General features: G+C 63.6%; 14 protein-coding genes. 7 read left to right on the top strand and 7 right to left on the bottom strand.

What is annotated here, in order from left to right; all coding sequences use genetic code 11:
- The first annotated feature begins 40 nt into the window (after positions 1-40).
- The 3 genes from prfB to FLO80_RS03225 all read left to right on the top strand — a co-directional run bounded on the left by prfB (position 41) and on the right by FLO80_RS03225 (position 3,498).
- Positions 41-1,168 (top strand): peptide chain release factor 2, encoded by a 1,128-nt coding sequence (prfB, locus tag FLO80_RS03235; protein WP_111363977.1) that lies wholly within the window; start codon positions 41-43, stop codon positions 1,166-1,168.
- A gap of 93 nt (positions 1,169-1,261) precedes the next feature.
- Positions 1,262-2,683: an amidase gene (locus tag FLO80_RS03230; RefSeq protein WP_111363980.1), complete on the top strand. Its 1,422-nt coding sequence runs from the start codon at positions 1,262-1,264 to the stop codon at positions 2,681-2,683.
- A 38-nt stretch (positions 2,684-2,721) separates the two neighbouring features.
- Positions 2,722-3,498, top strand: coding sequence for a DUF2189 domain-containing protein (locus tag FLO80_RS03225; protein WP_111363983.1), 777 nt, complete (start codon positions 2,722-2,724; stop codon positions 3,496-3,498).
- 146 nt (positions 3,499-3,644) lie between these two features.
- Here the strand turns inward: FLO80_RS03225 and ilvN are convergent, their stop codons facing one another.
- The 3 genes from ilvN to FLO80_RS03210 all read right to left on the bottom strand — a co-directional run bounded on the left by ilvN (position 3,645) and on the right by FLO80_RS03210 (position 7,060).
- Positions 3,645-4,205, bottom strand: coding sequence for an acetolactate synthase small subunit (ilvN, locus tag FLO80_RS03220; RefSeq protein WP_111363986.1), 561 nt, complete (start codon positions 4,203-4,205; stop codon positions 3,645-3,647).
- Between the two features lie 28 nt (positions 4,206-4,233).
- Positions 4,234-5,988, bottom strand: coding sequence for an acetolactate synthase 3 large subunit (locus FLO80_RS03215; RefSeq protein WP_111363988.1), 1,755 nt, complete (start codon positions 5,986-5,988; stop codon positions 4,234-4,236).
- A gap of 460 nt (positions 5,989-6,448) precedes the next feature.
- Complete coding sequence (locus FLO80_RS03210) at positions 6,449-7,060, bottom strand: hypothetical protein (protein WP_111363990.1); 612 nt, start codon at positions 7,058-7,060, stop codon at positions 6,449-6,451.
- Between the two features lie 66 nt (positions 7,061-7,126).
- Here FLO80_RS03210 and FLO80_RS03205 point away from each other — a divergent pair, with 66 nt between their 5' ends.
- Complete coding sequence (locus tag FLO80_RS03205) at positions 7,127-7,666, top strand: Crp/Fnr family transcriptional regulator (RefSeq protein WP_188078200.1); 540 nt, start codon at positions 7,127-7,129, stop codon at positions 7,664-7,666.
- 10 nt (positions 7,667-7,676) lie between these two features.
- On the opposite strand, the gene FLO80_RS03200 is transcribed toward FLO80_RS03205, so the two are convergent.
- The 4 genes from FLO80_RS03200 to FLO80_RS03185 form a co-directional block, all read right to left on the bottom strand.
- A complete protein-coding gene (locus tag FLO80_RS03200; protein WP_111363994.1) occupies positions 7,677-8,504 on the bottom strand; it encodes an arginyltransferase in 828 nt (275 codons plus the stop codon).
- A gap of 76 nt (positions 8,505-8,580) precedes the next feature.
- Positions 8,581-9,048 carry an RDD family protein gene (locus FLO80_RS03195; RefSeq protein ID WP_111363997.1) on the bottom strand — a complete coding sequence of 156 codons (468 nt, stop codon included), beginning with the start codon at positions 9,046-9,048 and terminating at the stop codon, positions 8,581-8,583.
- A gap of 82 nt (positions 9,049-9,130) precedes the next feature.
- The gene (locus FLO80_RS03190) at positions 9,131-9,589 is read right to left on the bottom strand and encodes a DUF2852 domain-containing protein (protein ID WP_111363999.1); all 459 of its coding nucleotides are present in this window, start codon (positions 9,587-9,589) and stop codon (positions 9,131-9,133) included.
- A 171-nt stretch (positions 9,590-9,760) separates the two neighbouring features.
- Positions 9,761-10,222, bottom strand: coding sequence for a YbaK/EbsC family protein (locus tag FLO80_RS03185; RefSeq protein ID WP_111364002.1), 462 nt, complete (start codon positions 10,220-10,222; stop codon positions 9,761-9,763).
- Positions 10,223-10,323: 101 nt separating this feature from the next.
- Between FLO80_RS03185 and FLO80_RS03180 the strand changes: the two genes are divergently transcribed.
- From FLO80_RS03180 to FLO80_RS03170, 3 genes are read left to right on the top strand one after another with little or no spacing between them, the layout of a single operon-like run.
- A complete protein-coding gene (locus tag FLO80_RS03180; protein ID WP_111364005.1) occupies positions 10,324-10,701 on the top strand; it encodes a nuclear transport factor 2 family protein in 378 nt (125 codons plus the stop codon).
- Between the two features lie 46 nt (positions 10,702-10,747).
- Positions 10,748-13,540, top strand: coding sequence for a bifunctional [glutamine synthetase] adenylyltransferase/[glutamine synthetase]-adenylyl-L-tyrosine phosphorylase (locus tag FLO80_RS03175; protein ID WP_111364007.1), 2,793 nt, complete (start codon positions 10,748-10,750; stop codon positions 13,538-13,540).
- Positions 13,537-13,803, top strand: a complete 267-nt coding sequence (locus FLO80_RS03170; protein ID WP_111364010.1) for a hypothetical protein — start codon at positions 13,537-13,539, stop codon at positions 13,801-13,803. The genes FLO80_RS03175 and FLO80_RS03170 overlap by 4 nt, the downstream gene beginning before the upstream one ends.
- Positions 13,804-13,810 lie beyond the last annotated feature (7 nt).

Here is a 13,810-nt window from a genome sequence, read left to right as displayed (position 1 = left end):
TCTATCACCCGTCACCAAGCATGACAGTCAGGACAATTCGATGCGCGCCGATACGCAGACCACCATTGATGAAATTGAGAAATCGCTCGACTTGCTGCGGCAGAGGATGGGTTGGGAAACTGCCCAGCACAGGCTTGAGGAATTCAATGCATGGGTGGAAGATCCAAACCTCTGGGACGATCCGGAGAAAGCGCAAAAACTGATGCGTGATCGGCAGGCCCTGGTCGATCAGATCGAAACCTGCGAAGCGATTGCCCGCGATCTGAGCGACAATGTCGAATTGATCGAACTGGGTGAGATGGAAGGCGACGAAGATGTCGTCAAAGACGCTGAAGCCGCGCTTCAGGCCTTGGCGGCAAAAGCCGCGGAAAAAGAGCTTGAGGCGTTGCTGGATGGTGAAGCGGACGCCAATGACACCTTCCTCGAAATTCATGCCGGTGCTGGCGGGACCGAAAGCTGCGATTGGGCGTCGATGCTGGCGCGAATGTATGTTCGCTGGGCCGAGAAGAGGGGCTACAAGGTCGAGCTTCAGGCGGAAAACCCGGGCGATGAGGCCGGGATCAAATCCGCCACATACAAGATATCGGGGCATAATGCCTATGGCTGGCTCAAGTCCGAAAGCGGGGTTCACAGGCTGGTGCGCATCTCGCCATATGACAGCGCGGCCAAACGCCATACCTCGTTCTCGTCGGTTTGGGTTTACCCGGTCGTGGATGACAATATCGAGATCGAGGTCAATCCGGCGGATCTTCGCATCGACACCTATCGCAGTTCGGGGGCAGGGGGCCAGCACGTCAACACGACGGATTCGGCGGTCAGGATCACGCACCTGCCCACCGGCATCGTGGTGACCAGTTCCGAGAAATCGCAACACCAGAACCGCGATATCGCCATGAAGGCATTGAAATCGCGGCTCTATCAGATGGAGCTGGAACGGCGGAACCAGGCGATCAACGAAGCGCACGAAGCCAAGGGCGAAGCGGGGTGGGGCAACCAGATCCGATCCTATGTTCTTCAACCCTACCAGATGGTCAAGGATCTCAGGACGAACTATGAGACATCCGACACCAAGGGTGTTCTCGACGGTGCGCTTGATGGGCTCATGGCGGCCACGCTGGCCCAGAATGTGAGCGGCAAGAGTCGCGCAGAGGCCCGAGGCGAAGAGTGATCACACAAAGCCCCCGGCGTTTTTCAGGTGCAGGATTGCAATGGCTGCGTGACAGTCTAACCTGCTCTCGAACACTGCAAGGGGAGCAAGGATGTGAGCGATATTCTGGACCGGGACGCCATTGATCTGGCCGCCGATCTCGAGGCCGGAAACCTGAGCGCCGAGGAGGTGATGCGGGCGACGCTCGACCGTATTGGAGAGGTCAACGGCAGGGTAAATGCGATCGTGTCTCTCAGGGAGCCGGACGCGCTTTTGACCGAGGCGCAACAGGCAGATGAGAGCAAGCGCAAGGGCTGGATGCACGGGCTTCCTCTCGCGGTAAAGGATCTCGCCAACGCCAAGGGGCTGCGCACGACGATGGGCTCGCCGGTCTTCGCCGATCAGGTCGCGCAGAGCGACGATATCATGGTGGCCCGGATGCGCGCTGCGGGGGCGATCATCATCGGCAAGACCAACACGCCGGAATTCGGGCTTGGCTCGAATACGTTCAACCCGGTTCATGGCGCAACATGCAATCCTTATGACCTGACGCGTTCGGCCGGAGGCTCGTCGGGGGGCGCGGCTGCGGCGCTGGCGTGCCGGATGCTGCCAGTGGCCGACGGGTCCGACATGATGGGCAGCCTGCGAAACCCGGCCGCGTGGAACAATGTCTATGGGTTCCGTCCCAGTTGGGGGCGGGTGCCATCGGAACCCGTTGGTGACAGCTTTCTGCACCAACTGGCGACCAACGGGCCGATGGCACGCAGCCCGCGCGATGTCGCGGCGCTCCTTGATATCCAGTCCGGTCCTGATCCTCGCCAGCCGCATGGGTGCCCGGTCGAACCGACATTGCCGGGTATTGAGACCGACGTGAAAGGCCGCCGTATTGGATGGCTGCGCGATTGGGGTGGGGCCTACGGGTTCGAGCCGGGTATCCTGGAACTCAGTGAGAAGGCTTTGGGCCATTTTGACGATATTGGCTGCATCGTTGAAGAGGTGCCGGCCCCCTTTGCGGCCGAAGCGATCTGGGAAAGCTGGACAACCCTTCGGTCATGGTCGGTGGCCGCAGGAACAGCCGCCCTTTACGAGAACGACGAGACCCGAAGCCGGCTCAAGCCCGAAGCGATATGGGAAATCGAACGAGGGCTGGCGTTTTCGGCGATGGATGTCCACCGGGCCAGCGTGATCAGGTCCGAGTGGTTCAAGGTCGCTGCCGGTTTGTTCGACCGATACGATGCGTTGATCCTGCCCTCGACGCAGGTTTGGCCGTTCCCGATCGAGTGGCGGTATCCGGAACGCGTCAATGATACTGACATGGACACCTATCACCGTTGGATGGAGGTGGTCGTCCCACCCGGGCTTCTGGGATTGCCCTGTCTCAACATGCCCGCGGGTTTCAATGCAGATGGGCTTCCGCTGGGGCTACAGATGTTCGGGCGCCGGGGCGCGGATGCATCGCTTCTTCAGATCGGTCATGCCTGGCATGCGGCCACGCCCCATTTTCGCGCGAAACCATCCGTATTGACCGCGCCGTGATGCGAAAGCAAAGCAAGGTGCTGTGACTGGGAGAAACCATGGAAAAGGCGGCAGATTTGGGTGTGCCGGAGATGCGCCCGGTTGAAATGGCCATGCTGTACGAGGCGCTGAGGCGTGGTTGGGCCGACATGAAACGCGCACCCGGATTCGGCCTTCTGTTTTCAAGCGCTTACGTGGTTATCGGCCTGTTGCTTGCTGCGGTGACATGGGGCACGGGCCAGTCGTACTGGCTTGTATTCGCTGCCGTCGGGTTCCCCTTGGTCGGTCCTTTCGCTGCCGTCGGTCTTTACGAAGTGTCACGGCGCCTGGAACAGGGACAGGCGCTTGAGGTGGACAAGATCCTCGGCGTGGTTGTTCAACAAAGCCGCCGACAATTACCGTCGATCTGCGCGATCATCATCATGGTGTTCCTGTTCTGGTTCTTCCTCGCGCATATGATCTTTGCTCTGTTCCTTGGCCTTTCGACAATGACCAATGTCTCGACCTCCTTCGAGGTCTATCTGACGTCGAACGGCTTGACGATGCTTGGCGTCGGAACCTTGGTTGGTGCTGCTTTCGCGCTGATTCTCTACATGATAACAGTGATTTCCATGCCACTCTTACTTGATCGTGAGGTGGATTTCGTGACCGCCATGATCACGAGTTTCCAGACCGTCATAGAGAACCCGCTTCCGATGCTGGCCTGGGCAGTGTTCATTGCGGTCGTGACTTTCCTTGCCATGATACCGGCGTTTCTGGGGCTGTTTCTGGTTTTGCCGCTGTTTGGTCATGCGAGTTGGCACCTTTACGACCAGATCGCGATGCGGGACGCATGAGTTCTGGGAATGTGTGCGGGTGTGGGAACGATTGTGATCCGGGACGTTTGATTTTTGGTAAACTGTGCGGCTGTGCAGGATGCGGGCGAGAAACACGTCTCGCGCGTCGCATCCTGACAGATGGTCGGTTTACGCAGTTTTGCGGTTTATTGGCCGCGGGAGAGGGCGGCGACGCCGGTGCGGGCGACTTCGATCAATCCAAGCGGCCCCATGAGTTCCGCGAAGGCGTCGATCTTGTCGGAGGTGCCGGTGATTTCGAACACGAAACTCTCAAGCGTGCTGTCCACCACGTTGGCGCGAAAGATATCCGCGAGGCGCAGGGCCTCGACACGTTTGTCGCCGAGGCCCGCGACCTTCAGCAAGGCAAGTTCGCGTTCGACCGACGGCCCCTCGACCGAGAGGTCATGAACCTCGTGCACCGGCACGATGCGGCCCAACTGGGCCTTGATCTGCTCAATTACCTGCGGCGTGCCGGTGGTGACGATGGTGATGCGGCTGGTGTGGCCGGTATGGTCGATCTCGGCCACGGTCAGGCTGTCGATATTGTATCCCCGGCCTGAAAACAGCCCGATCACCCGCGCCAGCACCCCGGCTTCGTTGTCCACAAGCACGGCGAGGGTATGGGTCTCGATCACGTCGCTGAAATCGGGACGTAGGTTATAGGCCGAATGCTTGGTCGAGCCTTTCTTGATCTTGAGTGCAGACATTGACTTGGTTCCTTCTATCTCTGCGGTCTCACACCAGAACGGCGCCGGACGTGCCGATTGCATCCTTGGTCTTTGCGTCACCCAGCAGCATCTTGTTATGCGGCTCGCCAGAGGGGATCATCGGGAAGCAGTTTTCATGCTTCTCAACCAAGCAGTCGAGGATCACCGGCCCGTCATAGGCAAGCATTTCCTTGATCGCCTCGTCGAGATCGTCCGGATTGTCGACCTTTATCCCTTTGCAGCCAAAGGCTTCGGCGAGCTTCACGAAATCGGGCAGGGCTTCGGACCAGCTTTGCGAATAGCGTTCGCCGTGCAGCAGTTCCTGCCACTGGCGCACCATGCCGAGGCGTTCGTTGTTCATGATGAATTGCTTGACCGGCAGGCGGAACTGCACCGCTGTGCCCATCTCCTGCATGTTCATGAGCCACGATGCCTCGCCCGCGACATTGATCACCAGCGCCTCGGGGTGGGCCATCTGGACCCCGACAGAGGCGGGCAGGCCATAGCCCATCGTGCCAAGGCCGCCGGAGGTCATCCAGCGATTGGGATCGTTGAAGGTCAGATACTGGGCCGCCCACATCTGGTGCTGGCCGACCTCGGTGCAGATATAGCGGTCATGATCGCGGGTCAGCTCTTCGAGTCGGTGGAGCGCATATTGCGGCTTGATCACGGAGCCGGTCTGTTTGAACGACAGGCAGTCGATCTTTTTCCACTCCTCGATCTTGGTCCACCAGCCTTGCAGCCCTTCCTTGTCGGTCTTGCGGCCGCGGGATTTCCAGATTTTCAGAATATCCTCAAGCACATGACCGACATCACCGATGATCGGGATATCGACGCGGATCACCTTGTTGACCGACGAGGGGTCGATGTCGATATGCGCCTTTTTCGAATTCGGGCTGAAGGCCGAGACGAGCCCGGTGATGCGGTCGTCGAAGCGCGCGCCGATGTTGATCATCAGGTCACAGTCATGCATGGCCATGTTGGCTTCGTACAAACCGTGCATGCCGAGCATGCCAAGCCAGTTCTTGCCGGTGCCCGGATAGGCGCCCAGCCCCATCAGCGTCGAGGTGACAGGAAAGTTGGTGCTGTCCACCAGTTCGCGCAAGAGCAGGCTGGCCGCCGGGCCGGAATTGATCACGCCACCGCCGGTGTAGATGATCGGTTTCTTCGCCTTTTCAATGGCTTCGACCAGTTCCTTGATCGAGTCCATGTCGCCCTTGACCGGCGGTTGATAATGGCTGGTCCTGGCCTTTTGCGGCGGGGTGTAGGTGGACGAGGCGAATTGCACATCCTTGGGGATGTCGATCAACACCGGACCGGGGCGGCCCGTGGTGGCGACGTGAAACGCCTCGTGGATCGTGCCCGAGAGGTTCGCGGTGTCCTTGACCAGCCAGTTATGCTTGGTGCAGGCGCGGGTGATGCCGACGGTATCGGCCTCCTGAAAGGCGTCGTTGCCGATCATGAAGGTTGGAACCTGCCCCGACAGCACCACGAGCGGGATCGAATCCATCAGTGCATCGGTGATCCCGGTGACGGCATTTGTTGCGCCAGGACCGGAGGTTACGATGACAACGCCGGGCTTTCCGGTGCTGCGGGCATAGCCTTCGGCGGCGTGGACGGCGCCTTGTTCGTGGCGCACGAGGACGTGGCGGATGTCGTTCTGCTGGAAGATCTCGTCATAAATCGGAAGCACCGCGCCCCCGGGATAGCCGAATACGACGTCCACGCCCTGATCGCGCAGGGCCTGAACCACCATTCTCGCTCCGGTCATTTGACGTGTCATCTTCCATCTCCGTATAACGTCATGTTTTCACGCATAAAAAAACCCCCGATTGGCGGGGGCGCATGGGTCGGGAACAGGGTTCCGTCAGTGGCCCATGCGCGGTGTTCCTACAATAATTACGAGGCAGTCCATTGAAGGTTCCTTTCACGTGTGAGCGCGAGATTAGGTCCGGGGCAACGCAGCGTCAACCGCCAAATGATGAATATTGTGTCGCGGAGGGCTTTTTTAGCGACCGATTCTTTCGCGAAGATCGGTCAAAGCGCATGATGCGAAAATTCGACCTTCCGGGGGACGGGCAAACGGCCGGTTTGCGGCGCGGATCGGATGCCGAGGCGCGACTCATGCGGATCGGGAATGGTTAATGCCCCCCTTTGGCGCAAATCGGGGGGGTGACATCCGGCTGCTGTCCGGCTGCCCTCCGGCTGCCGGGTGAAACGACGCGCGTTAACGTCTCGTTAGGTTAATCCTGCGCGCGGTGCTGGTGCGCGTGGGGGGCGTGGCCGGTCGCGAGCGCAAGGTGATGGGACTGATGGTGCATGCCGACGGTCATCAGCCCGATGAAGCCGAGCCCCCGGATGCGCAAGGCCGCGTCGCCGGGGCCGGTGGCGGTCAGGATTGCCCCGCCCGCGGTGGAGGTCGCGGACAGGCGCCAGCCCTGCACCCCGTCCATGGTGGCGGCATGGGCCGGGACCATGGCGCGGATCGAGGCGGTGACGGCGGGATCGTTCGAGGTGACGACAAAGCGCGCGCCACCGTCGAGCGGTCGCGTTTCGACCTGCGCGCGCAGGGTGACGTTGTCCATGTCGACGAGATGCTGGCGCAGCGCCTCGATATCGACCGTGGCCCAGTCGGTGGCGGGATCGGCCATGAGACGGGCCACGATTTCCTGAATGGTGGCAAAGGCGGATTGTCCGGCTTCGCGCAGATCGGCGGGCTCGGCCATGGTGTGCGTGTCGCCGGAGATATCGCCGCCATGCGTCATGTGGTGGGCCTTGCCATGGGCGGTGTGGTCCTGCGCGGTGGCCAGTCCGGGCAGGGCGAGGATGAGCAGGATCGGTATTGCGTGTTTCATGTCGCTCTCGTCTTGTGGGTTTCGCGGTTATTGCAGGCCGATCCGGCGCAGCATATGATTGCGATCATGCAGCACGTCCTGGAGAGCGCTTTTGCCGGATCACGTTCCGTTGAACTGACGGCTGGAACCGTCCTCTTTCGGACCGGGGCGCCGGTGACCGATATCTACCTCGTGCGCGTGGGGCGGGTGCATCTGTGCCGCCATTCGATCCATGGCGCGGTGATGGTGTTGCAGAATGCCACGGCGGGGGCGGTTCTGGCCGAGGCGTCGGCCTATTCCGGGGCGTATCATTGCGACGCGGTGGCGATGGATCGGTCGGTTCTGTCACGGGTGCCCAAGGCGCGGTTCCTGCGGGCGCTGGCCGAGGAGCCGGAGCTGGCCGCGCAATGGGCGGCGACGCTGGCCCGGGGGGTGCAGGCGGCGCGGCTGCGCGCCGAGATCCGGTCCCTGCCGCGGGTGGCCGACCGGCTCGATGCGTGGCTCGATGCGGGGATGTCGTTGCCGGGCAAGGGGCATTGGCAGGACGTCGCGGCCGAGCTTGGCGTGAGCCGCGAGGCGCTTTACCGGGAGCTGGCCCGGCGTCGCAAGGGGGGCAAGGAGACCTGAGCCGCGTGCCCTAGCGGCGATACGGGCCGGCGCGCATGTCGGGGAGCGAGATGTTGGCCACCTGTTCGGCGATCGGATCGGTCGAAAGCGGGTGGGTGTCGGCGGCGAAACTGGCCGGGTCGTGCACCGGTTCCCAAGTGCCGCCGCGATAGACTTCGAGCCCCGAGAACTTGGCCTTGTAGCCCATCTTGGGCGAGCCGGGCACCCAGTAGCCGAGATAGACGTAAGGCAGGTCCGCCTCGCGGGCGATCTCGATATGATCAAGGATGATATAGGTGCCGAGGCTGTCGCGCGGGCGGCCCGGTTCGAAGAAGGAATAGACCATCGAGAGCCCGTCATCGAGCACGTCCGTCAGGCATACGGCGGTCAGCGCGCCGCTGTCGCCCTCGGCATATTCGATGACGCGGCTGCGGATCGGGGTTTCCTCGACCATCGCGGCGAATTCGAATACGTCCATGTCGGCCATGCCGCCATCGGCGTGGCGGCTGTCGAGATAGCGGCGGAAGAGGTCGTATTGATCCTCGGTCGCCCAAGGGCTGGTGGCGCGACGTTCAAGCGCGCGGTTGCGGCGCAGGGTGCGTTTCTGGCTTTTCGAAGGGGTGAAGTCGGCCACCCGGATACGGGCCGAAAGGCAGGCCGCGCAATCGGCACAGGAGGGGCGATAGAGCACGTTCTGCGAGCGGCGGAACCCCTGTTTCGACAGTGCGTCATTGAGACGCTCGGCATTGTCGCCTTGCAGGGCGGTGAACAGCTTTCGCTCCATCCGGCCCTCGAGATAGGGGCAGGGCTGGGGCGCGGTCACGTAGAATTGCGGGGCAAGAGGAAGTGTATGGCGCATGTCAGGTCAGATGTGGTGTGTCATCGGGACGATAACAACAGCTTGGACGTTCTCCAAGCTTTGAATCGAACGAGACTTAATACCCGGCGCGGCGGTTGAGCGCGACGGTGCCGAGCATCTTGTCGGTCAGCCCCTGTTTGCGCGTGTCGGTGAGCATGAGCGCGACCGAGATCACCTGGAGCGGGAAGAAGGTGATCGAGAGCATGAACCCGAGCGTGTGCTGGAACGCCAGCACCTGGTCGAGCGGGCGGCCGCGATGGTCGCGCAATTCGAGCGCGACAAGGCGCATGCCCGGTGTCGCCGAGCCCTGGGTGATCGTCACCCAGCGATAGGCGAAGTTCAGCAACCACCAGAGCGGCACGAACAGGATCAACGCGAGCCCGAGGCTGAGCAGCGCCACGATGGCGGTCAGGGCGAGGATCAGCAGGGTATCGACGAAAAACGCGATGAGCCGTTTGAGCGGCACATCGGCGTAGAACTCGGGCTGGAACTGCGGGTCGGGCAGGTGCCAGTCGGGGGGCGGGTTGGGGATGTGATCGCTCATTGTCATGACATGGGGTGCGGGGGCCGGATGGAAAAGACCCGGCCCCGTTCGCGGGGGCCGGGTGGTGGGTGCGCGGTGGGGATCAGGCCTGTTGCCAGCCTTCGGTGCCGGGGTCGCGCCGGTCCTGCGGCGGCTCGGCGCTGCGGGCCTTGGCGGCGTCGCTGGCGCGGTCCTCCATGAACTGGTCGAACTCGGCCTTGTCCTTGGCGGCGCGCAGGCGTTCGAGGAAGCTCTCGAACTGTTTCTGCTCGTCTTCGAGGCGACGCAGCGTGTCGTCCTTGTAGGCGTCGAAGGCGGAATTGCCCGAACTGCGATAGGCCGTGGGGCGGCCGTGTTTGCGGCGATGCGCGCATCCTTTGAACATCTGTTTGCTCCATATCATGTAGGCGAGAAGGGCGAGGCCGATGGGCCAGAACAGGATGAAGCCAAGCACCATGGCGGCAATCCACGCGCCCTTGCCCTTGTCATCGAGCCAGTCCTCGGCCCGCCGCAGCCAAGCGATCGGGGCGGGTGAGGATGTGCCGTGCGTTGCGGTTGTCATGTCTCTCTCCGTTTGTCGAACTTTCGTGTCGGGCGGCTCATGTTAATGCCTTTCACATCCCCAATGTCGGGGTTGGGGGCGCGTTTGACAAGGGGCGATGTGAAGGTTTTTTACATTTTCTCGTATAATACTTTAAAATCAGGTAGTTGAATGGATGATGTTCGCGAGGAATCAGGCAGTGAACGCGGCGATCTCGGCACCCGACATGGATTCGAGATCGCGGGGCGGGATGGAAAACACGTGGCGCGGCGTGCCCGCGGCGGCCCAGACGGTTTCAAACTCAAGGAGGCGCGGATCGAGAAAGGCGCGGATCGGGTTGAGGTGCCCGATGGGGGCGACCCCGCCGATGGCAAAGCCGGTCTGTTCGCGAATGAGGGCCGCGTCGGCCTTGCCCAGCTCTTCACCGGCCAGGGCGGTGGCGCGGGCATGATCGACCTGGTTGCCGCCCGCGGTGATGAAGAGCACCGCGCGGCCCGAGGTTTCGCCGCGAAAGATGATCGACTTGGCGATCTGGTCGACATGGCAGCCGACCGCATCGGCGGCCATCTGGGCGGTGCGCGCCTCGCCGGCTTCGACGATTTCGGCGGCATGCCCGTCGAGCGCGGCGCGGACGCGTTTGAGGGATTTCGACATGGGCGGACCTTTCGACTGTGTCTATCCGCCCGAACTTGTGGTCATTTGCCAAGCGGATACAAGGTGCCAACCGCAAGCACGCGCGAGAAGGATGTGACGACATGGCAGAGGTGGAACTGGCCGAATTGCTTTGCATGGAAGAAAAGGTCTGGCAGGCGCTTGTCGAGGGGGATGCGGGCGCGGATGCCGCGCTTCTCGCGCCGGATTTCGTAGGGGTCTATCCGGATGGCATCGCGGGGCGCGACGCGCATGCGGGACAGTTGAGCGATGGCCCGACTGTTGAGCGCTATGCCCTCGGCATGGCGCGGGTTGTTCCGGTCGGGGGAGATCATGCGATGCTCATCTATCGCGCGCGTTATCGGCGGGTCGGGGCGGTGGCGGACGAGGTGATGTATGTCAGTTCGCTCTGGCAGCGGCACGGCGGCACGTGGCGCAATATCTTCAGCCAGGACACCCCCGAGGGCAGCGGCGTTCCGTGACGGGCAAAGCATTGACGCCCAACCGGTTTCGCCGCATCAAGATTGCATGAACCTCATGTCGCGCATCACCCGCCTGCCCATTGCCCTTGACCCGGATCGCGGCGCGGAGGCGCGGGCGCTGGTGCCGGGGGCCGAGGGAGACTTGGCCGCTCTGATCGAGGGGGCGGGCGGGTGCAGCCCCTACCTGGGCGGGCTTCTGGAGAAGGAGCGCGAGTGGCTGGAGCGGGCGTTCGACGATCCCGAGGCGGCGCTCGACGCGGAGTTTTCCCGGCTGGGCGAGGTTGCCCCCGGCGATCTGGGCACCGAGTTGCGTCGGGCCAAACGGCGGGTGGCGCTGCTCACCGGGCTGGCCGATCTGGGCGGGGTCTGGGCGCTGGAAGAGGTGACCGGCGCGCTCACGCGGTTTGCCGATCTGGCGGTGCAATTGGCGATGCGCGCCGCACTTGAGCCCGAGATCCGGCGTGGCAAGCTGCCCGGCATGGGCGAGGAGGATCTCGAGACCTGCGCCGGCTGGGTGGCGCTGGCCATGGGCAAGATGGGGGCGGGGGAGCTGAATTATTCCTCGGATATCGACCTTATCTGCCTGTTCGACGAAAGCCGGTTCGAGCGCGACGATTACATGGAGGCGCGGGCCGGGTTCGTGCGCGCGACGCGCAAGATGGCGGCGATGCTGTCGGACATGACCGGCGAGGGCTATGTGTTTCGCACCGACCTACGGTTGCGCCCCGATCCCAGTGTCACGCCGGTCTGCATCGCCATGGCCGCCGCCGAGACCTATTACGAGAGCCTTGGTCGCACATGGGAGCGCGCGGCCTATATCAAGGCGCGGCCCTGCGCGGGGGATATCGCGGCGGGCGCGCGGTTCCTGGAGATGCTGCGCCCCTTTGTCTGGCGCAAGCATCTGGATTTCGCGGCGATCCAGGACGCCCATGACATGCGGCTGCGTATCCGCGAGCATAAAGGGCTGGGTGGCAGGCTGGTTCTGGCCGGGCATGACATGAAGCTGGGCCGGGGCGGTATTCGCGAGATCGAGTTCTTTACCCAGACCCGGCAGATCATCGCCGGGGGGCGCGATCCGGACCTGCGGGTGCGTGGCACGGTCGAGGGGCTGCGGGTGCTGGCCGAAAAGGGCTGGGTGCCGCAGGCGGCGGCCGAGACGCTGGCGGCGCATTACCGGGCGCATCGCGAGGTCGAGCACCGCATCCAGATGGTCAACGATGCCCAGACCCACCGCCTGCCGACATCCGACGAGGGGATGGCGCGGATCGCGGCGATGTCGGGGCAGGGGCGGCCCGAGTTCGAGGCCGCGCTGCGCGCGCGCATCGACGAGGTGCATGAGCTGATCGAGAGCTTCTTTGCCCCCGAGGAAGGTGCTGCGCCCGCGCCCGAGCCGCTGGCCGATCATGCGGTGGTGTCGCGCTGGACCACCTATCCGGCGCTGCGCTCGGAGCGGGCGGTGACGATCTTCAACCGGTTGCGCCCCGAGATCCTGCGCAAGTTGCAGGACACGGCCCAGCCCGAAGAGGCGCTGATCGCGTTCGACGGGTTTCTGTCGGGGCTGCCCGCGGGGGTGCAGCTTTTCTCGCTTTTCGAGGCCAATCCGCAGCTTGTCGATCTGTTGGTCGATATCGTGGGCACCTCGCCCACGCTGGCGCGGCACCTGTCGCGCAATGCGGGCGTGTTCGATGCGGTGATCGGGGGCGATTTCTTTGCCGACTGGCCCGGGGCGTCGGCGCTGGCGGCCGAGTTGGCTGCGCGGCTGGAGCGCGAGGCGGATTACGAACGCAAGCTCGACCTGGCGCGACGCTGGGCCAAGGAATGGCATTTCCGGATCGGGGTGCATCACCTGCGTGGGCTGATCGACGCCGAGGAAGCCGGGCGGCAATATGCCGATCTCGCGGGTGCGTCGCTGGCGGCACTCTGGCCCGAGGTGGTGGCGCAGTTCGCGCAAAAGCATGGGGCCCCGCCGGGGCGCGGGGCCTGTGTCCTGGGGATGGGGAGCCTTGGCGCGGCGCGGCTGAACGCGGGATCGGATCTCGACCTGATCGTGATTTACGATCCCGACGGGGTCGAGATGTCCGACGGGCGCCGACCGCTCGCCGCGCGGCCCTATTATGCGCGCCTGACTCAGGCACTGATCACGGCGGTGACGGCGCAGATGTCCGAGGGACGGCTTTACGAGGTCGACATGCGGCTGCGCCCGTCGGGCAACCAGGGGCCGGTGGCGACAAGTTGGGAGTCGTTTCGCGCCTATCAGAGCACCGAGGCCTGGGTCTGGGAGCATATGGCGCTGACCCGGGCGCGGGTGGTCGCCGGGGAGCCCGGGCTTGGCGCGGATGTGGAGGCGTTCCGCAGCGCGATTCTGGCCGAAAAGTCGGAGAACCGGAGCGGGATCGTGCGCGCCATGGCCAGTATGCGCGCGCGGATCGCGGCGGCCAAGGCCCCGGATGGCCCGTGGGAGGCCAAGATCGGCCCGGGGCGGATGCAGGATATCGAGCTGGTGGCGCAGGCCGGGGCGTTGATGGCGGCTGCCCCGGGGCGGTCGGTGGCCGAGGGGCTGGAGGCCGCTGTCGCAAGTGGCTGGTTGAGTGACGCGGATCGCGCAGCATTGGAGGGGTCTTATGCGCTTTGCTGGCAGGTGCAGGCGGTGTCGAAGCTTCTGAGTGACAAGCCGCTGCAACCGGAGTCGCTAGGTGGTGGAGGGGCGTCGATGCTGATGCGAGAGACAGGGCTTGAGACGCTGGACGATCTCGGCGGGCGGCTGGCCGACCTGGCCGGGCGCGCCGAAACGGTGATCGACGCGGCGATTGCGCGCGAAACGGGGGAGGGGGCCGCGTGAAGGGGGACCAGTTCGATCCCAAGGGGCTGATATTCGAGGCCTATCGCATCGAGGGGATCGGCATGGCCGAGTGCCGGACGATCTTCCTCGACTGGGCGCTGAGCCTGTCCGAGGGTATGGACGCGCGGCGGGCGATTGGCGTCCTGATCGAGAGATATGGCGCAAAGGCCGACCACCCGATGACGCAGGTGCTGCGCGAGGGGCTGGAGCAGTCGGTGCATACCGGGCGGCGTGGCGGGCGGTCGGGGCGCGCGCGCCAGTAGCAACCGG

Origin of the sequence: Aquicoccus porphyridii (genome assembly GCF_008369105.1) — a bacterium.
In the GTDB taxonomy this organism is placed as follows: domain Bacteria; phylum Pseudomonadota; class Alphaproteobacteria; order Rhodobacterales; family Rhodobacteraceae; genus Aquicoccus; species Aquicoccus porphyridii.
Note: the sequence above shows the minus strand (reverse complement) of the source record. Positions and strands in the feature narration are given on the sequence as shown.

Bases quoted from the DNA above. Each gene is read 5' to 3' on its own strand.
- FLO80_RS03205 (WP_188078200.1), top strand. From the start codon at position 7,127: ATGCAGCACGTCCTGGAGAGCGCTTTTGCCGGATCACGTTCCGTTGAA.
- FLO80_RS03210 (WP_111363990.1), bottom strand. From the start codon at position 7,060: ATGAAACACGCAATACCGATCCTGCTCATCCTCGCCCTGCCCGGACTG.
- FLO80_RS03175 (WP_111364007.1), top strand. From the start codon at position 10,748: ATGAACCTCATGTCGCGCATCACCCGCCTGCCCATTGCCCTTGACCCG.
- FLO80_RS03215 (WP_111363988.1), bottom strand. From the start codon at position 5,988: ATGACACGTCAAATGACCGGAGCGAGAATGGTGGTTCAGGCCCTGCGC.
- FLO80_RS03185 (WP_111364002.1), bottom strand. From the start codon at position 10,222: ATGTCGAAATCCCTCAAACGCGTCCGCGCCGCGCTCGACGGGCATGCC.
- prfB (WP_111363977.1), top strand. From the start codon at position 41: ATGCGCGCCGATACGCAGACCACCATTGATGAAATTGAGAAATCGCTC.
- FLO80_RS03225 (WP_111363983.1), top strand. From the start codon at position 2,722: ATGGAAAAGGCGGCAGATTTGGGTGTGCCGGAGATGCGCCCGGTTGAA.
- FLO80_RS03200 (WP_111363994.1), bottom strand. From the start codon at position 8,504: ATGCGCCATACACTTCCTCTTGCCCCGCAATTCTACGTGACCGCGCCC.
- FLO80_RS03180 (WP_111364005.1), top strand. From the start codon at position 10,324: ATGGCAGAGGTGGAACTGGCCGAATTGCTTTGCATGGAAGAAAAGGTC.
- ilvN (WP_111363986.1), bottom strand. From the start codon at position 4,205: ATGTCTGCACTCAAGATCAAGAAAGGCTCGACCAAGCATTCGGCCTAT.
- FLO80_RS03195 (WP_111363997.1), bottom strand. From the start codon at position 9,048: ATGAGCGATCACATCCCCAACCCGCCCCCCGACTGGCACCTGCCCGAC.
- FLO80_RS03190 (WP_111363999.1), bottom strand. From the start codon at position 9,589: ATGACAACCGCAACGCACGGCACATCCTCACCCGCCCCGATCGCTTGG.